6 protein-coding genes are annotated in these 26229 nt (G+C 52.1%); all 6 read left to right on the top strand.

The genetic code is table 11. The features are described 5' to 3' along the window. The 6 genes from HW115_RS12925 (at position 1) to HW115_RS12900 (ending at position 25886) form a co-directional block, all read left to right on the top strand. Positions 1-2925, top strand: coding sequence for a PEP-CTERM sorting domain-containing protein (locus tag HW115_RS12925; protein ID WP_178933287.1), 2925 nt, complete (start codon positions 1-3; stop codon positions 2923-2925). A 70-nt stretch (positions 2926-2995) separates the two neighbouring features. Continuing rightward, positions 2996-7795, top strand: coding sequence for an autotransporter-associated beta strand repeat-containing protein (locus HW115_RS12920; RefSeq protein WP_178933286.1), 4800 nt, complete (start codon positions 2996-2998; stop codon positions 7793-7795). A gap of 206 nt (positions 7796-8001) precedes the next feature. Then, a complete protein-coding gene (locus tag HW115_RS12915) occupies positions 8002-12036 on the top strand; it encodes an autotransporter-associated beta strand repeat-containing protein (protein WP_178933285.1) in 4035 nt (1344 codons plus the stop codon). Between the two features lie 209 nt (positions 12037-12245). After that, positions 12246-17393 (top strand): beta strand repeat-containing protein, encoded by a 5148-nt coding sequence (locus tag HW115_RS12910; RefSeq protein WP_178933284.1) that lies wholly within the window; start codon positions 12246-12248, stop codon positions 17391-17393. A gap of 224 nt (positions 17394-17617) precedes the next feature. Then, positions 17618-22624 carry an autotransporter-associated beta strand repeat-containing protein gene (locus HW115_RS12905; protein ID WP_178933283.1) on the top strand — a complete coding sequence of 1669 codons (5007 nt, stop codon included), beginning with the start codon at positions 17618-17620 and terminating at the stop codon, positions 22622-22624. A gap of 223 nt (positions 22625-22847) precedes the next feature. Then, positions 22848-25886, top strand: coding sequence for an autotransporter-associated beta strand repeat-containing protein (locus HW115_RS12900; protein ID WP_178933282.1), 3039 nt, complete (start codon positions 22848-22850; stop codon positions 25884-25886). Positions 25887-26229: the final 343 nt, after the last annotated feature.

The raw sequence follows: 26229 nt of genomic DNA, 5'->3' as shown, positions 1-26229 counted from the left end.
ATGAAAAAAATAACCATTCCCTTGAGCATGGGGGTATCCATGGCTCTTACCGTCGCGCAAGCGAATGCACAAACTGATGTTGTTAAAGATGATAATGGAACCAGCCTGGTGACCGGTAGTTCTTGGGTCGGAGGCTCTGTTCCTGCGGATACCGACACCGCCGTATTCAATGATACTTATACGCAGACTGGAAATTTGGGCACCGGAGCAGGTCTGACCTATTACGGGATTCGTCTCGATGGTGTAAGCGTGACGACGGATGTCGTGGTGAATAACACGACGTATAATAACTTTGTGTCTACGAAAGAGGGCGGGATTGATATGTCAGCTGCAGTTCGCGACCTCAAGATTGTCGGTTATGTGGCAGCGGGCGACCAAGAGTGGAGCTTGGCCTCTGGCCGGACTTTGACCTTGGGAGGGACTCGCTTCACCGGAACAGGTGATGTCAACATTACAGGTGACGGAACCACAGTGATCAATACGAACGGAAGTGGTGCGTATTCAGGAACCATGACGCTGTCCGGAGGCTTGCTGACCTTGAATGACCTCGATGGCGGAAATGTGGTGGTCAATGACGCAGGAACGCTGAGTGGTGAGGCGCAGTTGGCTGGAGATTTAACTTTAGGTTCATCTGCGGGAGCCACTTTGTTTGCGGACGTTTCGACTAGTGCTGCGATGGGAGTTGGGAACCTCAATCTTGTGGGGACGAACACCGTTAGTTTTTCATCAGGTAGTACGGGGAGTGTCGATGTTCTCACTTATGCTAACCTTGCGACCGGAAGTGTGGCTAATTTACAAGTCGATGCCGCCAGTGCTTCGATGTACCGTAACGCCCCGGTGCTGGCTGATACGGGTAGTGCCATCACATTGACTTTTGCGGCAGGTGATCATGTCACATGGACGGGGGCTAATGATGCCAATTGGGATGTGAATACAACCAGCAACTGGGATAATGGAGCAGCAACTAACTTTTATAATCTTGATTCAGTGATTTTTGATGACTCCGCCAGTGTATTTGAGATTGATTTGGTTTCAGAGGTGTCTGTTGGATCAATGACTTTTAATAATACGACAGCCTATACGATTGGAGGAGGAAGTATTGCTATTGGCTCTGGAATCACAGCGAGTGGAGATGTTGTGATTGTTAGTAATTTAACTCTGAGTGGTGACCGCACCTTTAGCGCCGCCTCGGGAACGACGCTCAGATTGGGTGGCGTTATTAGTGGCGCGGGAGGTATGGAATACAATGGGGAGGGGACGATGAATCTTTCCGGAAGAAATACCTTTGCAGGAGGGGTAACCGTGAACAGTGGCGAAGTAATTTTGTCTGGTGGCGGATGGTATCAAAACCCAGCACAAGGGTCAGGCATGCTGACGGTGAATGAAGGGGCCGTGGTGGTAAACTGGAATGCACATTCATTTGGTGGAAGAGACAGCACTTCGGCGGATATGACTTTGAATGGAGGATCTTTCCAACTCCGCTCTTCAACCTACGTTGATGATGTTTGGATGACGGGAGGTAAGGTTGAGGATTATTTATCCAATAATGCTGATTTCCGGACAAGAGGAGGAGGGGGCACGGTGATTACGGTTGAGGATTCAGCGGTCCAGTCGGTAATTTCAACGAAATATAATACGGTTGGAAACTCAACCATTACGGTGAATGACCCTGATACTGACTTTTTATTGAGTGGTCAAATTACAGGAAATAAAAAGATCACTAAAAATGGGGTGGGAACCTTGTTGCTGACAGGGAATAACTCAGCTTATTCGGGGGCTGTCGAGATTGGTTCAGGAACTTTAAAATCGGGTGATGGTGGCACTTCCGGAGGTTTGGGCTCAGGTGCCGTTACTAACAATGGCACACTCATCTACAATAGATCAGATGATGTCACTTTAAATGGTATTACCGGTGGCGGTGTGATCACCAAACTGGGTGCTGGGCTTTTAGAAGTGACGGGCGATGTGAAGTCGAACGGAGACGCTGATTATATCACATGGAATTTTAATGAGGGAACTGTTGCTGTGAGTAAGCGGGATCAATTGCATGATGATGGCATTGGCGACTTTGGAACCGTATTCTCCTTTGATGGTGGAACACTCTTGTACCGCAATGGCTGGAATGATGTTGGCAATCAGGACAATATTGGTTCCTACAAGGAGTTTCAACTCAATGACGGAGGTGGCACCATGTCCACCGAGTCTGCGGTCAATGTGAATATTGATAGTGTGGTTAAGGGAACGGGAGCTCTCACTAAAACGGGAACCGGAACCTTAACCTTATCCAAAGTTAATACTTACACTGGGAATACGACGGTTGCAGAGGGAATACTCAGTTTGGCGGGAAGTGGTTCGATTGCGGCCTCTTCTGAGATCGAAGTGAAAGCTGGAGCCTCCTTCGATGTCTCGGCCATGAGTTCGACCTTCGAGCTTCAGAATGGACAAACGCTTGGTGGCGCTGGTGCAGTGATTGGGCCTATCCAATTGGCATCCGGATCGGTGATTGCCCCGGGTAACAGTGCCGGCACGATGACCTTCGATTCTGCCATGATTCTTGGCGTCGGATCGACCTTGGACTTTGAGCTCAGTGGCTCCGATCAAACCACGGGCTCCGGTATCAATGATTTGATGACCGGTGTCACGGATCTCACACTGGACGGCACCTTGAACGTGGCCGAACTGGTGGCGGATGACTTCCTCAATGCCGAGGCTGGCGATCGCTGGGTGCTGCTGGAATACTCAGGCACGCTGACCGATAACGGATTGGATCTGGGCACACTGCCTACCTTGACCGCAGGTCTGGACTTTGAGTTGGATCTTTCTGGTGGAGGAGAGGTTGGTCTAGTCGTCATCCCTGAGCCCTCAACCTTCACCTTGTTTGGCCTGGGTGCCTTCGCCCTGATCATGCGCCGCAGCAAAAATTAGGGAGGCATATTTGCGAACTTAGGGTTTTCTAACCATAAATATTTTTTTACCCTTACTGTAATTAATCATAATGATGAATAAATTGACCTTTCCCTTGAGCATGGGTGTTTCCATGGCCCTCTCCGTTGCACATGCCGATGTTGTAGTAAAAGCTGATAACGGAACAAGTCTCGTGACTGGAAGTTCCTGGGTAGACGGATCTGCTCCTACCGATGCTGATATTGCCGTATTTAATGACACGTATAAGCAAACAGGAAGCCTGGGAACGGGGGCTGGTTTGACCTACTACGGAATTCGACTGGACGGTGTAAGCGTGGCGACGGATGTGGTCGTGAATAACACGACGTATAATAATTTTGTTTCCTCCAAAGAGGGTGGGATTGATATGTCAGCTGCAGTTCGTGACCTCAAGATTGTCGGTTATGTGGCAGCGGGCGACCAAGAGTGGAGTCTGGCCTCTGGCCGGACCTTGACCTTGGGAGGGACTCGCTTCACCGGAACAGGTGATGTCAACATTACAGGTGACGGAACCACAGTGATCAATACGAACGGTAGTGGTGCGTATTCAGGAACCATGACGCTGTCCGGAGGCTTGCTGACCTTGAATGACCTCGACGGCGGGGATGTGATGGTTAATGATGCGGGCACTTTGAGCGGAGAGGCCCAGATGGGCGGTGATCTGACCCTGGGTTCTAGCGCGGGAGCTTCCTTTATGATGAATGCGTCAACGAGTGGCGCCTTGGGGGTGGCTAATTTAAACCTTGTTGGGACAAATAATGTTGTGATTTCCGGAGCTGTAACGGCGCCTGGGACACACGATGTGCTAACCTATTCCAATCTTGCAAGTGGTAGCTTGGCAAATTTACAGGTGGATACAGCGAGTTCCGCCAAGTTTCGAAATACACCGACTCTTGCTGACACGGGATCAGCCATCACGATGACCTTTGCTGCAGGTGATAACGTCACCTGGACGGGGGCAAATAGTAACGCTTGGGACGTGGCCACGACACAGAACTGGAACAATGGAGCTGCGACAGAGTTTTATCAGCTGGATTCAGTGACCTTCAATGATTCCGCGAGTGAGTTTACAGTGGATGTGACCGAAGATGTGTCAGTTGGGTCGATCACCTTTGATAATATGACGGCTTATACGCTCAATGGGGCAGGGGGAATCACTCTGAGTTCCGGGATTACAGCCAATGGTGATGCTACGGTCAACAATACCTTGGCGATTGAAGGAACCCAAAATTTCAGTGCCGGTGCGGGAGCAAGGCTCACTCTTGAAGGGAATATCAGCGGAACGGGAGGTATTGTATTCAGTGGTCCAGGAACAATGGACCTTTCCGGGCGCAGCACCTTCAGCGGAGGTGTGACCGTGAATAGTGGTGAAGTGATTCTTTCCGGAGGTGGATGGTATCAAAATACGGCACAGGGCAGTGGTATGCTCACAGTCAATGCTGGGGCAACGGCAGTGAACTGGGGATCACATTCTTTTGGTGGCGGTTCTAATCCCAACAGACATATGACCTTGAACGGAGGAACGTTCCAATTCAGGTCGACAAGCTATGTCGGTGATATTTGGATGACTGGGGGGACGATTGAGAATTACACCGGCAGCTCTGGGGAATTGCGCACCCGCAATGGAGGAGGTGGAACAACTGTGACTGTGGAGGACTCTGCGATTCAGTCGGTTATTTCTGTCAAATATAACACCTATGCAAATTCGATAATCACCGTCAATGATCCGGATACCGATTTTTTGATGAGCGGGCAGATTCTCGGCTCGAAAAAAATCACCAAGAACGGGGTTGGCTCTCTGTTGTTGACGGCCAACAGCACGGGATATACGGGTGTGGTTGAGGTTCAATCAGGAACGCTCAAAATTGGTGATGGTGGTAACACCGGCTCCTTGGGCTCGGGTGGAATAACGAACAATGCAGCATTGATCATCAATCGCAGTGATGCCTTGACGATGGTCAATGACATCAGTGGGACAGGAACGCTCGAAAAAACAGGGGCAGGAACGCTGACCTTGACTGGTGCTAACACCTACACCGGGGTGACAACTATTAGTCAGGGAGTGCTGAGTGTTGGTGATGGTGGAACAACTGGAACCTTGGGAAGTGGTGCGGTAACGAACAATGCAGCCTTGGTGGTGAACCGAAGTGATGCCTTAAGCATGGGGAATCTGATCAGTGGTTCGGGAACCCTTGAGAAAAAGGGTGCGGGCACCTTAACCCTGACGGCAGCCAACGATTACACCGGAGCCACTACCGTGACCGAGGGGGTGCTTGCTTTGACCGGCGCTGGAGCCATTGGTAGTTCTTCCTCTGTGACGATCCAATCCGGAGCAACGTTGGATGTTTCGGCATTAGCTGGAGGTTTGGTGGTGAACAGTGGTCAGACGCTTGCTGGTGAAGGATCCATTACAGGCAATGTTGTTTTGGCAACAGGTAGTGGTTTGAATGTCGATACAGCTTCAGCTGAAATGCTCGGAATTTCAGGTAACTTGGATAGCAGTGCTGGTGGGGTGGTTGTCACCCTTAGCGAGCTGTCGAATGGCACGATTTCCGTGATGTCTTATGGTGGAACATACACTGGTACCGCTGCCTCGGATTTCAGCCTGACCAACACAACACGTGCTGCCAATTTTTCCAGCACGGCAGCATCCAATGGTGAAATCCAGGTGGATATCGGTAGCGAGAGCAAAATTTGGAGCAATGCCACGGCGAATGGACAGTGGGATGTCAACGCCTCGACCAACTGGACGGGCGGGTCAGACTTGTTGTTCTTTGAACTGGACTCGGTAACCTTCGGTGATACCGGAGCTGGCACGGTGACTCTTCAGTCTGATCTTGCTGCTAACGACGTGACCTTTGCCAATACGGCGGGAAATGATTACGTTCTGGAAGATCTGACGGATGGAGCGGAGTCGCTCGAAGTTACTGGAACTCTTTCCGTTACCGGGTCGGGAAATGTAACCTTGAATGCCAGTTTGTCGAATTTAGGAGGGCTGAGTCATACAGGAACAGGCACCCTGACCTTTGCCAGCTCAACGGATCAAAGTTATTCGACGGCTTTTTCCGGGTCAGGAGCGATGGTGAAAAGCGGGCCCTCTACAATGACGCTTACAGGAAACGGCGACACGACGGGCTCGTTTACGATCGACGGTGGAACCTTGAGTCTCGGAGATGGAGGAAACTCTGGATCTCTGGGAAGTGGTTCGATAGTGAATAATGCTGCCTTGGTGATCAACCGGGGCAATGGGTTCACACTGGAAAATGCGATCAGCGGATCGGGAACTTTGGATTTCATCGGTAATGGGACCAACAGTTCGAATTTTGTGATCGGTGGGGACAGTTCGGGTTTCACGGGTGCGGTTTCGATTGAAGGTGCAAGAGTGAATGTGGATGGCGGTGAACTTGGCACGGGAGCCATGACGGTGAAAGATACAGGTCAATTATGGCTGCGCACCGGAACTCTCAGCAATGCCCTGAACTTGAATGGCAATGGTGTGACCGAGGCTGCAGGTCAGTTAGGAGCCGTTCGCTTCGATGATGGCACAGAGCTTGCCGGCTCTGTCACTCTGCAATCGGATGCCCGCTTGACAACCTGGATAGGGGCAAGCGCCACAGTCAGCGGATCGATTGGAGGCGTTGGGAACTTGGAAAAAACGGGGACCGGATCATTGACTCTGACGGCAGACAATAGCTACACCGGAAGTACCACGATCAGCCAAGGCACCTTGAAGGTGGGTAACGGAGGAACGACAGGAAGTCTTGGAACAGGGGCTGTAATCAATAACGGAACGCTTGTGTTTGATCGTTCTGATACCGTGACACTGAATGGCATCACGGGAGGTGGCACGATTACCAAACAGGGAACCGGGCTCCTAGAGGTGACCGGTGATGTGAAAGCGAACACAACCTCCGATTATATCACGTGGAACTTCAATGAGGGAACAGTAGCGGTGAGTAAACGTGATCAGTTACATGATGATGGGATTAGTGGTCCAGCAGCAACGGTGTTTACCTTCGACGGTGGCACGCTTCTGTATCGCGACGGATGGAATGACGGTGGCAATCAGGACAATATCGGATCCTATAAGCAGTTTCAGATCAATGCGGGCGGTGCCACCATGTCCACTGAGTCCAACGTGAATGTCAATATCGACAGTGTGATCAAAGGTAGCGGGACACTCACGAAAACGGGAACCGGAACATTAACCTTGTCGACTGCAAATACCTACACCGGTAAAACAACGATCGATGAAGGCTTGCTCTCGCTTGGCGTGAGCGGATCGATAGCGGCCTCTTCGGAGATCGAAGTGAAAGCAGGAGCTTCGTTTGATGTTTTAGATGTGGGCTCGACCTTCGAGCTTCAGGATGGCCAGAAGCTGGGAGGTGCTGGGCAAGTGCTCGGACCGATCGAGCTAGCTCAAGGGTCCGTATTGGCACCCGGAAGCAGCGCTGGAACCTTAACTATGAATTCCAGTCTGATGCTGGGCACAGGGTCCTTCCTCGATTTCGAACTCAGTGGCAGTGACCAGACGACCGGAAGCAATATCAACGACCTGGTTGCCGGCATTACCGATCTGACACTCGACGGCACGCTCAATGTGACCGAGCTGGTGACAAATGATTTTCTCAATGCACAATCCGGCGATCGCTGGGTGCTGATGGAATACAGCGGAACGCTGACCGACAACGGATTGGATCTGGGAACGCTGCCGACCTTGACCGCAGGTTTGGATTTCGAACTGGATATCACTACTGGTGGTCAGGTTGCCTTGACGGTGATTCCCGAGCCCTCAACCTTTACCTTGTTTGGTCTGGGTGCTTTTGCTCTGATCTTGCGCAGAAAGCGTTAATTGTTCTTTAGCCTCGCTGAGTCATGCTTCCCCTTGTCCGTCTCGGGGAAGAATGACTAATAATAGATCAATCACTACCGATTGAGTAAAATTTTGTGCATTATATCATTGATGCGAGAGGGTGCTGTGATTTAATTGATTAGTGCTATCTGAACGGTTAAGGGGTTTGATCGTTTTTGGCATTTGTTTTTTCACCCTTTATTTTTATGAAAAAAAATCAATTTTCGACACAGCTGAGCCTGTGTTTTTCTCTCGCGGTAACACCGGTTTTTGCGGCAGATCTCACATGGGACAATGGCAGTGCCGATGGTCTCTGGAATACCACTTCGGAGAACTGGAGCGGGGCTGGCATTGTGTGGAACAACACAACGCCGGACAATGCCATTTTTGGAGGGGTTGGTGCAGGAACGGTGACGTTGAGTGAACCAATTACAGTTGGCAATATCACGATTACATCGGCCTATACGATTACGGGGGATACCTTAACGATCAACGGGGGCACGATTGACACTTCAGGGACCTCCGATGGTTCGGTGGTCAATATTGATTCGATCATTGATGGGACCGGTGAGTTAACCATTGCTTCAAATGGAAGTACGGCCGATTCGGGTGGCGGTGTTGGAGGTAGCACCCGACTTGGGGGGGCGAATACCTTTGTCGGCGCTGTACGTATTACCTCGGGTGTGGTTGATATGAATTCCAATTTTGGGGACGCTGGTAATGTTGTGATCCTCGATGGTGGTGGTTTGGTGGATAAAAATTTGAATGTGAACTTTACGAGGGATATTCAGGTAGGTGCGGGCGGAGGAGTTCTTCGTAACTATGGCGGGGTGAGTAATAATATCATTGCGGGTTCCATTTCCAATGAGTCTGGAGTGGCATCGACTTCGTTGAAGCACACCGATGGCGGCACGATTAAGTTGGCTGGTGATGGCTCAGGTTTCACCGGAGATTTTAACAATGTGCGTGGTAATGTGCATGTCACAGGACTTGATGCCGATTGGTCTGGTACACATTTTAACATTACCAGTGGATCGATGCGTGTGAATGGTGGAGGCGTGACCACCATCAACGAACTGACCACTGGGCGTGATGTTCATGTCGAGGCGAACAACACGCTTGATGTTGCGGGAGGCACGGTGAATTTCATGACCGGGCGGAACTTCTGGGTGCAGAACAGCGGTGAAATCACCTCGTCGTCGGGCACGCTGACGATCAATAGCGGCGGAGCGGCAAGCGGAAATTTAACCACGAATGATCAGCAATTGAAGTTGGACATCGTTGATTTCGATGGATCGACACCACTGGCGGTAGTGAAAAACAATGTCAATCAGCTGGTGTTGGATCAGCCGAACACCTATTCGGGCGGTACCACAATCAATGCAGGACGGATTAATGCCAATCATGTTTCAGCGTTCGGAACTGGGGAGGTGACGGTCAATGATGGCGGCCAAGCATTTTTGACTCAAGGCGGGACGTACAATAATGATTTTTCGATCAATGGACTGGGCGCAACGGAAGGAGCCGGAACCTTGGGTGCAATTCGGTTTGGGAACAACACGATTGCCAATCTTGAAGTGGCGAGCGCTTCACGAGTTGTCGGTTACACCGGTGCCAGTGGCACGATTTCAGGTGATTTGACCGGATCCGGTGATCTTGAAATTAACTTTGCTGGAAATGCCAATGCCAATGGAACCATCACCCTTCAGGGGACTGGTGCGACCTACACCGGGACGGTTACCGTTTCCGGTGGACGCTTTAATATGGGCACCGCTTTGGGCGGCTCTCTTGTTGTGGCGGACGGAGCGACTCTGGGCGACGAAGGCAGTGTTGCTGGCAGTCTGACCTTGGGCGCTACGACCGGAGCTAATCTTATCGTCGATCCCGGAACCGCTTCCGTGTTGGCTGTCGGAGGCGATGTCACACTGAACGGAGTGACCAACCTGAGTTTTGCGACCGTTCCTCAGTCTGGAACCGTCGATCTGCTCAGTTATGTGGGAACCTTGACCGATGGTAATGGGGGGGATCTTACGGATAGCTTTTCGGTTACTAACAGCAGTGATTACCGCAGTGTTGCTGTTACGGATAATTCAAAGACCTTGGTCCTTGATCTTGGTGCTGAGAGTTCAACATGGACAGGAGCAACCAGTGATGTTTGGGAGCAGGCGGGGACGACAGCAACGAACTGGACGAGTTCGGATAATTTATTTTACCGCGGTGACGCAGTGACCTTCGATGATACCGCGACAGGTACTACAGCGATCAATGTTGCCAGTGATGTTGCCCCAGCCTCGATGACATTCAATAACTCGAGCAAAAACTACAGCCTGAGTGGCACGGGGATTAGTGGCGACGGGGTGTTGACCAAAGGGGGCACGGGTGAGTTAACGATTTCCAACGACAATACTTTCTCTGGAGGCGTCGTGCTGAACGCAGGAACGCTGAATCTGAATAGCGCTGGAGCCTTGGGTTCGGGAACGTTCACCGTGAATGGCGGTTCGATTGATAATACCTCAGGATCTGTTCTTACCCTGAACACAGGGAATGCTCACGCCTGGGATGCCGATGTTACTTTTGTCGGTAGTAACGATCTGAATACGGGTTCTGGCACGATTACTCTGAACGGGGACCGTCAAATCAATGTCATGTCAGGAACGCTTACTGTGGGTGGTAATTTGACCGGGGGCTCAAGTCTGACAAAGACCGGTGACGGCACGCTTGTTCTCGCAGGTGGAGGTTCATGGTCTGGCGCGACGACTGTAGCGGCCGGAACGATGGAAATTACAGCCAACCCTGGGGCTCACAAATACACCCTCGATCCAGGGGCCGCACTTAAATTGGGTTATTCTCGGACCAACGCATGGGGTGGCGATTATGGTGTTGCTGTCCATGGTAATGGTGTAGCGGATGCTTCTGGGCTGTATTTAAAAGGAGGAACGTCACACCGTCTGGCCGGTAGCGGGGGATTGAATTTTCAAACGGCCGCAAGCACGGTGCGGACCTATGATGCGGGGACCGCTACACTGATGGGGGGTGATATTAATGGTGTGCACTTGACTCTGGCTTCTGCCGCTTCGGGCTCAGTCATCGACTCTAATGTTACCTTGAATGCTGCAAATTATGGTTACCGCATGGAGGTTGCATCCGGAGCGAACAATGCGACGGGGGATTTGGTCATTAATGGTGATATGAATGGGAGTGGCAGCGTAGCCAGAGCTGGCATTGATGTGAATTTTCATAAGCGGGGGGCTGGTTCTATCCTGATTAATGGTGCCACTAGTTATGCGGAAGGCATGTGGATCCGACAAGGTGCCGTGATCCTTGGTGGTCATGATAGATTGCCGATCACGACGGGTCTAGCATTTGGCGATGGAGGGACATCTGGAAAATTGGTGATGAATGGTTACAACCAGACGTTGTCCGATATCGGAAACCACAACAACAACACTGGAAGTAGTATTGTTAATGGTTCGGCGACGGCATCGACCCTTACGGTAAACTACACGGGGGACGGTCGCACTTTTGCTGGCATTCTTGGAGGGGCTGGGAGTAATGAAAACAATCTGTCATTGGTTAAGTCAGGTTCGGGAGACCTGACACTCAGTGGAACCAATACTTACACAGGGAAAACGAGTATCGATGAAGGCTTGCTCTCGCTTGGCGTGAGCGGATCGATAGCGGCCTCCTCCGAGATTGAGGTAAGCGCCGGGGCTACATTCGATGTGTCGGCAATGGGCACAACCTTCGAACTTCAGAATGGACAGACGCTGGGAGGTGCGGGTCAAGTGCTCGGGCCGATCCAGTTGGCCAGCGGTTCGGTGCTGGCACCCGGAAGCAGTGCTGGAACCTTAACTATGAATTCCAGTCTGATGCTTGGAACTGGCTCCTTCCTCGATTTCGAACTCAGTGGTAGTGACCAGACGAACGGAAGCAATATCAACGACCTGGTTGCCGGCATTACCGATCTGACACTCGACGGCACGCTCAATGTGACCGAGCTGGTGACAAATGATTTTCTCAATGCACAATCCGGTGATCGCTGGGTGCTGATGGAATACAGCGGAACGCTGACCGACAACGGATTGGATCTGGGAACGCTGCCGACCTTGACCGCAGGTTTGGATTTCGAACTGGATATCACTACTGGTGGTCAGGTTGCCTTGACGGTGATTCCCGAGCCCTCAACCTTTACCTTGTTTGGTCTGGGTGCCTTCGCTCTGATTTTGCGTAGAAAACGCTAATTGTTCTTTAGCCTCGCTGAGTCATGCTTCCCCTTGTCCGTCTCGGGGGAGAATTGCAAATAATTAACTAATCCTTATGTTTGGGATGTTTTTTATGTTTTTTTTGATTGATGGCTAGGCATACCATGATTTGATGATGCGCAGCGCATATTGGGTTATGATTAGGGGCTGATCATCAATGGTGCGCCTTTGCTTTACCCATGAAACACATGAATACACGAAAATCGGTAATTCGTTGGTCTGTTTTTTCTTTGTTAGGATCTGCGGTGGCTTATGCTGCTCCCTTGTATTGGGATGGCACGGATACCTCTGCTGATGCAGATGGAGGTGATGGAACTTGGGACAATGTGACTTTGAACTGGGATGATGCCGCAGCCGGAGGAAACTCAGTGGTCTGGACGGATGGCGAGGATGCTGTCTTCGGGGGTGCCGCAGGCACAGTAACAGTGTCGGGAGTCCATCAAGTGAACCAGATTACAATTAGTGCCGGGTATTCCTTCACCGGTGGTGTGACAGATAGTTTGAATGTGGGTGGTGCGACCATTGATTCGTCAGCTCTCGGGACGGGAGGATCGACGGATGTGTCGATGAATACGGTGCTCTCAGGAACAGGCGGTTTGATTATAAATGCGCACGGTAACTTGACTGCTGGTGGTGGTGGAAGTGGGGCAGAGTTTATTTTAGGCAATGGGAATGGAAACGGGAATACCTTCAGCGGGGGCCTGCAGATTACTAGCGGCATCGTCTCATGGATCGATGATTCTTCTTTTGGCAATGCTGCCAATACCATCACCTTGAAAAACGATGGAGGTTTGTTGGCTACTACATCCAGTAAGTCACTTGACCGGGATGTGATCGTAGATAGCACAGGAGGAACGATTCGGACCTACGGCAGCACAACTCTGACCTTGAACGGCAAGTTGTCCGGGATTGGGGATTTGAACCGGACCGACGGAGGTTTATTGGTCTTGACCAATTCGAGCAATGATATTTCAGGAGACATCAACTTGCAGGGCGGTAACTTGCGGGTCACCGGTGCGGGTTCGATGGGGACGGCAACGATTAATAACGGAACCGCGCTTGAGTTTTTTAATGATGGAACTGCGGGAACGTATTCCAATACGATTACGGGAAGTGGAACGGTGCGGTTTGAGTCAGCAACTGGTACAACCTATGATGGTAGTTTAACAACGACAGGTACTGTCCAGGTCGGCGATGTTACCGATGGAGCGAAAGTGACCTTTGCGGATGGCGCTGTTTTGAATGTGGCAAATCTTTGGTTGGGTGAATCCTATTACAAAGATGCTACGGTAACCCAGCAGGACGGAAGTGATGTCACGGTGACCAATGAACTGCGTGTGGCTCATTGGCCAGGTGAGACATCCACTTATAATATGGAAGGTGGGACGCTGACCTTAACCGGAACGCCTCACGCTACGAACACAATTACTGCAGGAGTGGTGATGCTAGGTAAGGATGGTACCGGAATTTTTAACCAGACAGGAGGAACCGTCTCAGCTTCGGGTGTCGGACTCGATACCAGTGGAAACACAACGGGAACCGATCAGTATAACTTGAATGGCGGCACCTTGATTTTGAAAGGTAGGGGGATTTACGGTCAAAGTTCTTCGGAGTTCAACATGGGCGGTGGCACTCTTCAAGCATCCGGAGATTTTGGCTCAACCAAAGACTGGAATATCACCGCCAATTCCAGTTTTAACAGTGATGGTCATACTGTAACTCAAAAAGAGAATATTATCGGAAGCTCTAACCTCGACCTTACGGGAACCCTGACCTTGGATACGACAGGAGCAAAAACGGTAAGCGCCAATTTGACAGGAACCGGAGGTGTGACGAAATCCAATACGGGAACATATGAGTTTTCAGGTGCCAATACCTATACTGGAGCAACGGCGGTGAGTGCCGGGACCTTGGTTGTTTCTGGTTCCTTGGGGAACACGGCGGTCAGTGTCGCTGACGGTGCTGGAATTGGCGGTGATGGCAGCATTGGCGGAAGCTTGACTTTAGGTGTGACCACCGGATCCCAACTACTGGTGGACCCCACAGCATCCAGTCAATTGGACGTTGCCGGAGACGTCACGTTGAATGGTGTGACCACTTTGGTGCTGTCAGAAGCTCCAAGTGCTGGCTCAACCACGAATGTGTTGAGTTATGGTGGCACACTGAATGATAGCAACGGAGGGACATTGACAGATAGTTTTACCATTGCGAATCAGGCAAATTACCGAACCTTTGATGTCACTGACTCAGCCCAAACGTTGATTTTAGATCTTGGGATCGAAGATCACAAGTGGGTCGGAGGCTCTTCCGCGAACTGGTCTCCTGCGGGAGACACCAACTGGAGCAGCTCGGATAACCAGTTTTTTGATGGTGACTACGTGACGTTTGACGATACGGCGTCCGGTAATTTTAACGTGCAGATCACCGGAGACGTGGCACCGGCTGCGGTGACTTTCAATAACTCGGCGAATGATTACACCTTGACCAGTAATGGCGGGGTGATCACGGGTGAGACCGGACTAGTGAAAGACGGCAGCGGAATGCTGACGATTAATTCTCAGAATACTTTTACCGGGGATACAGTCATCAATCAGGGGACGGTTAAATTCGCTTCAGGAAGGGCATTTGGTTCTTACCGTGCAGGTCGTCCGGTTGACCAAGTCACGATCAATGCGGGAGGTGCGGTTGATTTGAATGGCGTCGGAGACGCAACCTATGGATATACGATTGCGGGAACAGGAGTGGGAGGAACGGGAGCGATTACTAATACCGGTGGAAACATCGGCAACGGCTTGGCGCAAACATCGAACATCACCTTGGCTGCTGACGCCAGCATCGGTGGCACCGGCAACTGGGCATTGCTGACGAACGGATATGGAGCCACAACTTTGGACTTGGATGGGCACACCTTGACCAAAACTGGGAGTAATGAGTTCACTATAGCGAATACTACGGTGACCGCAGGTAACATTCAGGTAGACTCAGGATCGATGCGAGTTTTTCGGACATCCAATGCCTCTGCCGCTTCATTAAATTTGGCGGATACTTCAGGTGTTGCTTTGAATTTATCAAATAATTTCTCGGTGGGTTCTTTATCTGGAGGCGGAGCCAATGGTGGGAACGTGAACCTTGGTAGTCAAACATTGACAGTAGGAGCGTTAAATACCTCGACAACATTTTCGGGACTATTAACTGGAACGGGTAAATTGACTAAAACCGGTACAGGAACTCTTACCTTGGCTGGAAACAATACTCATACAGGGACACTGACGATTAATGAGGGAACATTAAGCCTATCAGGCGTTAATAACTACGGTAGGGTAAGCTCGGCAGGGACATCCATGCCAACAAGGCTACTTGATGGTTCTGGAACCTTACGTGCTGATAACGGCTCGGATGTCACACTGCGCCGATCCAGTGCTGACTTTACCGGAGCTGTAGAAGTTGCATCGGGTGGAACATTGACTTTGGGACACACTGATGCAACGGGAACCGCAGCGGTAAGCTTGCAAGGAGGAACGCTCGCATTTGATAACTCGGGCTCCTATTTTACCGCACTCAGTGGTGAAACTTTAACTGGTGGCAGTTTGACAACAGATGTTACGACGAATGATTATTCCACGATGCATAATACTTCGGGGGACGTTGTTCCCGGTAGCACGACGCATGCCTATCATGGTCAGATCTATCTTACTGCAGGTGATTGGTCATTTTCAAAGAACTTTGATGATGGTGGTTCCGTCACGATTGATGGCACAGAAGTTATTAATAACAATACTTGGAACGCCGTCGCTACAGGAACCTTCACTGCAGCAACGGACGGTTGGTATACTATCGATGCCCGCGTTGCTCAGGGTGGTGGTGGTGTTGGTCCAGTTTCGTGGACGAAGGGAATCGGCATCAAGCAAGGATCCGCCACTACCAATAATGCAGATTACGAAGCTTTCGGTGATGGCGTGTTGGGAACTCGGTTGGTTACCAATAATGATGTAACTTTTACCCAAACGATCAACCTCACGGGAACGTCAACGATTGATACCTCTGGGATGGTAGGGGACACCACTACATCCGGTGCGGATGGGAATGGTGATGGTGGTGACGTGATTCTTTCGGGAGGTCTTTCAGGAACCGGTGGGTTTGCAAAAGCTGGGGCTGGAACTTTATCGCTTACCTCGAATAGCTCCTATGAAGGTCACACAACCGTTAACGGCGGCATGCTTAAAGTGAGTGCGACCCTGCGTAACACGTCGGGTATTACGGTCAATGCCGGAGTAACTTTGGAAACCGGAGCGACTAACATGTTCGTAGGTGGGCATGGGGTAGCCGTTGCTGATTCTCGGGTGATTACTGTGAATAATGGGACTTGGCTCATGAATAGCTCGATGAATTCCCGGATTGGTAATGTTACCCTAAACGATGGGGCAACTTGGACATCGAATCGCGCTGTGAGCGGGTATGATGTTTTGCTGGCCAACACATCTGCTGGTGCAGCGACGGTGACCGTTTCTGGTTCCGGAGCTTCGACCATGAATGGTTCAGGGGGGATTCACCTACAAGGGGTGCAGAACTTTTCCGTTGCTGACACAACGGGTGATGCTGGAGCTGACTTGAACGTATCAATGGTTCTGGCTAATCCTGGAATCTCCGGAGGTGCAGCCGGAGGTATTAATAAAACAGGAGCTGGAACCATGGAGCTCAATTCTATTAATAGCTACACAGGTAAAACGACAGTGGCAGAAGGGATGTTGAGTTTGGGTGTCAGTGGCTCGATTGCCCATTCGGTTGAAATCGAAGTGGCCTCCGGTGCGCAATTTGATGTTTCCGGCTTATCGACCACCTTCGAACTTCAGGATGGCCAGACGCTGGGCGGTGCGGGGCAAGTGCTCGGACCGATCGAGCTAGCTCAAGGGTCCGTGCTGGCACCGGGAAGCAGTGCCGGAACCTTAACTATGAATTCCAGTCTGATGCTTGGAACTGGCTCCTTCCTCGATTTCGAACTCAGTGGTAGTGACCAGACGACCGGAAGCAATATCAACGATCTGGTTGTCGGCATTACCGATCTGACACTCGACGGTACCTTGAACGTGACCGAACTGGTGACAAATGATTTTCTCAATGCGCAATCCGGTGACCGCTGGGTGCTGATGGAATACAGTGGGGGGCTTACCGACAACGGACTGGATCTGGGAACGCTGCCGACCTTGACTGCGGGTCTGGATTTCGAACTGGATATCACTACTGGTGGTCAGGTTGCCTTGACGGTGATTCCCGAGCCCTCAACCTTTACCTTGTTTGGTCTGGGTGCCTTCGCTCTGATTTTGCGTAGAAAACGCTAATTGTTCTTTAGCTTCGCTGAGTCATTCTTCCCCTTGTCCGTCTCGGGGAAGAATTACAAATAATCAACTGATCTTTAATAATTGGGTGTAGTTTTGTGCACTTTTGAATTGGCGACGCATCTTCGACGTGTTTAGCTTCAGTCGGTATCAGATGTTTGACTAGGGGCTAGTCGGATTTGACATGCTGATACAGCGCCCATGAAATGAATAACCTGAGTCCTCACATGAATCATCAACTATTGAAAAAAAATCAGTCGGCCAAATGGCCAGCAGTTACCGCATTACTCATTTCAAGTATTTCTCTCGTGACGAGCCTTGGCGTAGCGGCGCAGGACAGCATCAGTGTTAATTTTGGTTCGGACCGGCGGGCTGTGAATAACAGTTCGTTGTATGCGGGTGCAGTGGATGTGCTGGGCAGCAACTGGAATAACGCATCGGGTGGCTCCGGAACCTTAACAGGTTTGGTGGACGCCAATGGCAATGCGACTACGGCCAGCGTCATTTGGTCGTCGAATAATACGTATTTGTCGGGTTCATCGGGTGAGACGGCGACTTCTGAGAACGGGGACTTGACCAAAGGTTATCTGGATGACGGTGGTGCTGGCTGGGCAGTGACCCTGAACAGCCCGTTTTTGCTGAATGACATTTATATTATTCACGGCACAGATCAAGGTGGCTCGACGTCCCAGAGTGTCAATTTGGCGGCGGTGTCGGTGAACGGCACGTATTACGAGGGGGATGGAATCGGCGGCACGGTGCTGGCTAGCGGAGCCTCGGACACATGGTCGGCGATCAACTGGACGAATGCGGATACTTTGGTCGAGAGTGACAATTATTTGAAAATCGAGGGGCAGGGGCCGGTGGTGTTGGCGGCGGACCGTAATGGGGCGCGTGCGGCGATTTCCGGTGTGCAGGTGGTCAATGCTTATTCCGGCACGCTGAGCTACTGGGATACCAATGGGGCGACCGCGGGCTCAGGCGATGCGGGCGGCACTTGGGGCACGGACAATTTTTGGACGGCATCGGAAACCGGGGAAACGGCCACGGGTTCGTGGACATCCGGCAATGCGGCGGTTTTTTCAGCCGGTGATGACGGCACGGGCATGCACACGATCACCCTGAGCGCGGATCAGACGGCCGACGCGGTGTGGGCGAAAGACGGCAACATTACTCTGACTGGTTCGGTTTTAAATCTGACGGGCAATGCTATTTTGCGCGGCGACCAGTCGCTGACGGTGGACTCGCAGTTGAGCTCGACGGATCTGCAGACGCACGGCAACGTGACTTTGAACAACTCGAGCAACAGCATCACTGGCACGGCCTCGGTTTACGGCGTCACCACCCTCGGCAGCGACCAGAGTTTCGGAGGATTGGCGGGAGCCGGCGAACTCGCGCTCGGTGTAAACCAACTGACGCTTGGTGGCTCAGATGCTGACACTACCTTTGGCGGCCGATTTTCCGGAACAGGTACCTTGGTGAAATCCGGTACCGGCAAGCTGAGCCTGACAGGTGACAGTTCTGGATATGCCGGTACGACGACGATTTCTTCAGGCACTCTGAATATCGGAGGCGGCGGTAAAACAGGAAATCTGGCAGGTAATATAACTAACAACTCTGTGTTGGAGGTCCACCGGACGAATACGATCGGCTTTGGGAGCAATGTTAGCGGCACAGGTGATTTTAAGTTGCTTGGCGATGGAACGTCTAATTCCCAGATCAACCTGACTGGGGACAATAGTGGGTTTTCGGGGGCTGTTAGTGTTGATGGTGCACGTGTCAATGTAAACATGTCCGGTGGTAACCGGCTCGGCACCGGCGCGGTCACCGTCAAGGACGGTGGCCAACTGTGGATCACGGGAGGAACAGTGGCTAACAATCTTTTCCTCAATGGCAACGGCACGACGGAAGGGTCCGGGCAGCTTGGTGCGGTGCGTTTGGAAAATGGCACAACGGTCAGCGGTACGGTGACCTTACAGAGTGACAGCCGGATGACGACCTGGAGTGGATCAACCGCCAAGGTGACGGGTGCGATCACCGGTGCTTATGACTTTGAGAAAACCGGAGCCGGTACTTTAATTATTGAAAGCACGGGCAACACGGGCTTGAGCGGTAAAACTCTTGTGAGTGGAGGCATATTGCGCATTGCGGATCAGACGAGCCTGGGCGCAACGCCCGGCACTGCCCAGGCGGATGACATCGTGCTCAGCGGCGGTGGCAAGCTGATGGGCGGGACTTCGTCCGGATCGAATATAACCTTGGATGCCAACCGGGGTGTTACCATTTCCGGCGGAGAAAGCGGGTTTCATGTTTGGACGGGTTTTGACATGACTGTGCAAGGTGATATCACGGGAGCTGGCAGCTTAGCAAAAAGTGATGGTGGTGCATTGATTGTGAATGGTGATGTGGATGTGGACGGTCGTTTTACGATTTCAGGGGGCACGGCCACGTTCAATGGTGATGCGGATTTTGGAAACGATCTCTACGTTCAAAATGGCAGTACGGTGCGCTACAACGGTTCAGTTTTAAATGCTGCTGGTGGTATCAACGGTCGCCGCGGAACGACATATATCAACTTGGGCAATGGTGCCGGTGGCTCGGGTGTGTTGGAGGATATTGAGTTAGGTAATGCGAGCGGGCAAGGCCACACGGTGCATCACTCGGCGGGGGACCTGACGGTGACCAATGACATTCGGATCGGTCACTATGGAAGTGAAACTTCCGTTTATAATCAGAGCGGCGGCACGGTGACGCAAGCGGACACGGTGACCAGCCCTACCAATGAAGGCCAGGCGAACCTCTTTCTTGGTATTGATGGCACGGGCGAATACCACCTATCCGGTGGCACGCTTAATACGACATCACTGGTGATGGATGGTCGTGGCAACACCAGCGGAACCGACACGTTTACTCTCACGGGTGGCAACCTCAATATCGGCAAGTGGGGCATTCGTTCAGGTAACACCGGTGGAACTTATTTAATCCAGCTGGGTGGTGGAACGGTAGGAACAACCTCTTCGGATGCGACACATGACTGGTCGGCGGGTTGGTCGTCCAATCTCAACATGGAGCTGACGGGAACCAATGGGGATGTGACGTTTGACACTGGAGGCAACGATGTCGCTCTCACGGGTGTGTTGAGCGGTTCGGGCGGTTTGATCAAAACCGGGGCCGGTTCTCTGGTGCTGGGTGGCACGAATACCTACACCGGAACGACGGATGTCAATGCTGGCAAGCTGCATGTGGCAGGCAATGCCTCGAAGGTGACGGTTAACAGCGGGGCGGTGCTGCAGGGCGGCACGGTGGCCGCAGGCGGAGTCGGCACCATGGACACGCTGACTTTGACGGACGGCTCGTTGTCCACTTTCCGTGTAGGCGGCAGCAGTGTGGACCGGATCGATATCACAGGAACGGACGGGTTTACGGTGGCTGCTGGCGGCACGCATACAGCGACGATTGCTCCGGCTGGTCAGCTTTCTATCAACGATGAGTTCGTCTTGTTTGATTATGAAGGTAGCATTCAAGGTGCCGGGGTCGCTGGTATTTCGGCGCAACTCCCGAATCCGCATTATGGATTCACGGTGAGCGATGATGCGGTCAACACCCAGGTGAAGCTGACGGTTAACTCGGTTGACGCCGTGATTTGGACCGGTGCAGGTGGCCAGACCTGGGATGAAAACAACACCACCAGCTGGAAAACTGAATCCGACGGACTGGCATCGAATTTCTACGAATACGACGTAGTGAAATTCAACAACGACAGCCCCTCGGGCACGGTGTCATTGACTGGCACGATCACCCCTGCCTCGGTTGAAGTGGCCTCGGCTAACAATCACACCTTTGCTGGCAGCGGCATCGAGGGGGCTGGCTCGCTGACCAAGTCGGGCACGGGCACGCTGACTTTGCTCAATGACAACAGCTTCACGGGATCGGTGGATATCCAGGAGGGCTCGGTCGTCGTCGGCGACGGCGGCACGACGGGGACGCTGGGTGGTAGTGGTGCGATTGCACTTGAGGGAAGCCTGACCTTTAATCGCTCTGATCAAACTGATATGGGACGCGCTATTACCGGCAACGGCACCTTGGTTGTGGACGGAGGCGGTACGCTGCGTACTACTGCAGGCGGCACCTCGATGCCTAATCAAGTGACGGTGCAAGGTGGAAGTGTTCTTCAATTCGCGAGTGGTGCGTTTGGTGGCAACCGGATGACGGGCGCCGGCGTGGTGACTGTAGAAAACGGCTCGACGATGCGTATTACCGCTGCGCATGGTTTTGGCGGTTACCCGGGTAACAGCGATTCGATTGTCTTGAATGGCGGCGTGCTCGAGTTTGCCAGTGAGAACTATATTGGCAAGTTGACGATGAACGGCGGCCAGGTCACGGGAACGAATGAGCTGAGGGCAGGCAACAACAATGACATTCAAGTGACCGGCAGCACGGCGAGTAGCATTGCTTCCGCCCGTATGAATTTAGTTTATAACGCCAATGTTACGGTGGAGGATGTGACGAGTGACGCAGGGGTTGATTTGACGGTTTCCGCAGTAGTTAACGGTAGCGGTGCCCTGGTTAAATCCGGTGCTGGAACAATGCTGCTTGAGGCAACGAACGGGTATAGCGGCACGACCAACATCAACGCGGGCATGCTAGCTCTCGGGGTGAGCGGCTCGATCCATCAGTCGAGCTCGATCAACGTCGCGGCCGGAGCGCAGTTTGATGTTTCCGCTGTCAGCGGTGGCTTTGAGCTTCAGGACGGCCAGAAGCTGGGAGGTGCAGGCCAAGTGCTCGGGCCGATCGAGCTTGCGCAAGGGTCCGTGTTGGCACCTGGAAGCAGTGCCGGCACCCTGACCCTGAATTCCAGTCTGATGCTTGGAACTGGTTCTTTCCTCGATTTCGAACTCAGTGGCAGTGACCAGACGACCGGAAGCAATATCAACGACCTGGTTGCCGGCATTACCGATCTGACACTCGATGGCACGCTCAATGTGACCGAACTGGTGACAAATGATTTCCTCAATGCGCAATCCGGTGATCGCTGGGTGCTGATGGAATACACTGGGGTGCTTACCGACAACGGATTGGATCTGGGAACGCTGCCGACCTTGACCGCGGGTCTGGATTTCGAACTGGATATCACCACCGGTGGCCAGGTTGCCTTGACCGTGATTCCCGAGCCCTCAACCTTCACCTTGTTTGGTCTGGGTGCCTTTGCTCTGATCCTACGCAGAAAACGATAAGGTAGAACTCAGGTCTTGCCTTGTCGGGTAAAGTAGAGCGTGGTTTTTGAATTACAAATAATCAATAGAACCGAATGATTTCGGGTTCTTTTTTCTTTTTTTTGATTGATGGTCCGGCTGAATCTGGTTTGTTGAGCAGAGGTGTAATTGGATGCTGGTCAGGGGGCTGACCGTCAATTCCAAGTCGAAGTTTACCCATGAAGTGAATAGATATCGTCCTCAAATGAATCATCAATACGTGAAAAAAAATGGCTCTGCCTTGCTGATTTTCGGAGCTTCCCTGGTGGCAAGTCTAGGGGTTTCCGCTCAGGACAGCATCAGTGTAAATTTTGGGGCGGATCGCAATTCTAGCGTTGTTGAAGAAGCCTCTAAAAAGACGGGGGCAGTCTTAATTGACGGTGATAAGTGGAATAATACGGCGGTCAACGGCAGTGGTTCTTTGGCTGGTTTAATTGATAGCAACGGAGCGGCCACTTTTGCCACTGTTAATTGGACTGCCAGAAATACTTACAGATCGGGATCTACTGGAGCGACGGACACTTCCGAAAATGGAGATCTTACCACGGGCTACTTGGATGATGGCGATGGCGGCTGGAACGTTGATTTTTCTTCGCCGTATTTGTTGAACGATATCTATGTGATTCACGCGACGGACCAAGGAAATCCGGCGAACATGTCGGTTGTTTCGGTGAATGGAACCTATTATAAGGGAGATGGTTCCGGGGGGACCATTCTGGCGTCAGGGAGCAATGATTCCTGGTCGGCTGTGAACTGGACCAATGCGGACACATTGACCGAGAGTGATCATTATTTGAAGATCGAAGATCAAGTGACTGTGAGTTTGTCTGCGTTGAACTCGAGTCCAGGTCGGGCTGCGATTGCGGGTCTTCAGGTGGTGGACGCTTACTCAGGCACACTTAGTTATTGGGATACCAATGGGACGACTACTGGTTCTGGTGATACTGGCGGCACCTGGGGCACGGACAACTTTTGGTCGGCATCTGAAACCGGGGAAGCGGCCACGGGTTCGTGGGCATCCGGCAATGCGGCTGTGTTTTCAGCAGGAACCGATGGAACAGGAACTCACACCATTACCCTGAGTGGTGCTCAGACGGCCGATGCGGTGTGGGCGAAGGATGGTGACATCACTCTGGCCGGCGATGCGCTTAACCTGACGGGTTCGGGCATTGTGCGGGCTGATGCAGCAAGTTCTTTAACGGTGAATTCTGCGATTACAGGTTCTGACGGGTTGCGCAAAATTGGTGAGGGCACCGTGTCGATAGGAACACGCGCTACTTATACTGGCGGCACCGTGATCGATGGGGGTACGCTTAATTTGACAGGCGGAGGTGGCAGTGTTGGAACGCTTCGCGGAGCGGTGACGATCAATGACGGAGCAACCTTGCAGTTGAGCACAGGTGACGCAACCGGATACGGTACCGGCAACCGGATTGATTCGATCACGATCAATGGTGGAACCTTGCATATTGATGATGGTGGCGGAAACCAAACCTTTTCTAATATGGCACTGACGATGAAAGGCGGGACCATATCATCGGCCGGCGATAGTTTTGATTATTTCAACGGCAGTACCTCTTTGACCACTCTGGCATCTGATGAAACATCGACGGTGAGCACAGCCAGCCGGCTGAGACAGACCAACACCACATTCACAGTGGCGGACGGCGCTGCGGAGGTGGATCTGCTGGTCAGCGGCGCGTTGAGGCAGGACGGAGGAACGAGAAACATGATCAAAGAAGGCGACGGTCTCATGCAGATGACCGGGTCGGGAACCTATGCGGGAACCACCACGGTTAACGGCGGCACGCTTAAGATCAGTTCGGAAATGCGCAGCAGTTCCAGCTTCACGGTGAATTCCGGAGCAACGCTTGAGTTGGGTGCGACCAACGTCTTTACCGCAGGTCATGGCTCAGCTATGGGTGACGGGCGGGTGATTACCGTCAATGGAGGGACTTTGCAGATGAACAGCTCGTTTGACAGCCGTTTTGGTAATGTGACACTCAACGACGGAGCGACTTGGACGTCGGATCGCGGAGTGGGCAGCTACGATGCCTTGCTTGCCAATACCGATGCCGGCGCGGCGACAGTGACGGTGGGCGGCAGCGGAGCTTCCACGATGAACGGCACTGGCGGCATTCATTTGCAAGGGGTGCAGAACTTTGACGTTGCAGACACTACCGGCGACAGCGCCGCGGATCTGACGGTAAGCATGACGCTTGCCAATAAAGGTTCGGCAGGGGGCGCTGACGGGGGTATTTTCAAGTCGGGTGCGGGCACGATGAGGGTGGAGAAAGCGGCAACCTTTGCAGGAGCTTTGACGGTGGATGAGGGTGTTTACGAAGCGGCCGCAGGCACGAGCGGCTCGGCCTCGGCCTTGGGAGCCGGCTCTGCCACCAACACGGTGACGGTGAATAGCGGGGCGCAGCTCCTGTTCAGCCAAAACCGGGGGGCCGGTTACCATGCGGCGGATGTTACGATCAATGGCGGCACGATCACCTTTAACAGTGGGGATAATAGCCTCGCTTCCGGTAAAACCCTGAGGTTTGACACTGAGGCCGGTCTGATTGACGGCACTGGCCAATGGAGGCTTCGCGATACTGGAAACAAGGTGGTGGTTACGGCTGCCGCATCCGGATCACAGATCAATGTCAGCAACTTGACTATGACAACTAGTGGGGGTGGCTTGCATACTTTTGATGTCGAAGATGGATTAGGCACCTTGGACCTCGTGGTGAACTCCGCCATTGGTGCTCACTTTGGAGGGGAGCAGTTGGTGAAAGATGGTGCCGGCACCATGCGCTTGAACGGAGTGAATACGTACAGTGGCGATACGACGATCAACGATGGCCGGTTCGAATTGGGTAATTTGGCAGAGCTTCGGTTCGATATTGGGAACAGCGGTGTGAACAACCAGCTCTTAGGTGCTGTGGGTGGAACGGAGAGCTTGTTTCTTGATGGGGTGCTGACATTTGATTTGGCGGCAGCCGGAACCAACTTGGGTGATAGCTGGCAGATTGTGGATGTTGCCAATCTCGATGAAAGTTATGGATCCAATTTTGGAGTAAAGAGTCTAACCGGTGGGACATTTGCCGATAATAGTGGACTGTGGCAACTGGATGAAAACGGAGTGACTTACCAGTATTCCGAATTAACCGGTAGCCTGAGCGTTGTTCCCGAACCTGGTTCTCTCGCACTGCTTGGATTGGGGGCTGTCAGCCTGCTGTTCCGGCGGAGGCTGTGATTTGGAAGGCCTCGATCTTATGCCATTCTTCCGATTATTGTATTGGAATGGACAAATAGTGAAGAGCTTGAGATGGAAGCTAGTCAGCGTAGCCGATGGGAATGAAAAGCGGTATTTCTTTGGCTTGATTTCGGTGCTTTTCCTCAGTTATGTAGCTCGCTACATTTCTTTATTACGCCTTGAACTCAAGGCCAAACGAACACCGCCATTCCGACAAACGAACCACTCAAATGGTATTAGAGCCCGCTGAGTAGGACCTGTAAAAGAGCACCTGCGAAGCGAAGGTAAGCGACTCAAAATTTCCCTCCTTATCGCCAAAAGAAAAACCCGGGTGAGTGCCCGG

Source organism: Oceaniferula marina (assembly GCF_013391475.1).
GTDB lineage: Bacteria > Verrucomicrobiota > Verrucomicrobiia > Verrucomicrobiales > Akkermansiaceae > Oceaniferula > Oceaniferula marina.
This window is presented reverse-complemented; position numbering and strand designations above follow the sequence as displayed.

Bases quoted from the DNA above. Each gene is read 5' to 3' on its own strand.
- HW115_RS12925 (WP_178933287.1), top strand. From the start codon at position 1: ATGAAAAAAATAACCATTCCCTTGAGCATGGGGGTATCCATGGCTCTT.
- HW115_RS12920 (WP_178933286.1), top strand. From the start codon at position 2,996: ATGATGAATAAATTGACCTTTCCCTTGAGCATGGGTGTTTCCATGGCC.
- HW115_RS12915 (WP_178933285.1), top strand. From the start codon at position 8,002: ATGAAAAAAAATCAATTTTCGACACAGCTGAGCCTGTGTTTTTCTCTC.
- HW115_RS12910 (WP_178933284.1), top strand. From the start codon at position 12,246: ATGAATACACGAAAATCGGTAATTCGTTGGTCTGTTTTTTCTTTGTTA.
- HW115_RS12905 (WP_178933283.1), top strand. From the start codon at position 17,618: ATGAATCATCAACTATTGAAAAAAAATCAGTCGGCCAAATGGCCAGCA.
- HW115_RS12900 (WP_178933282.1), top strand. From the start codon at position 22,848: ATGAATCATCAATACGTGAAAAAAAATGGCTCTGCCTTGCTGATTTTC.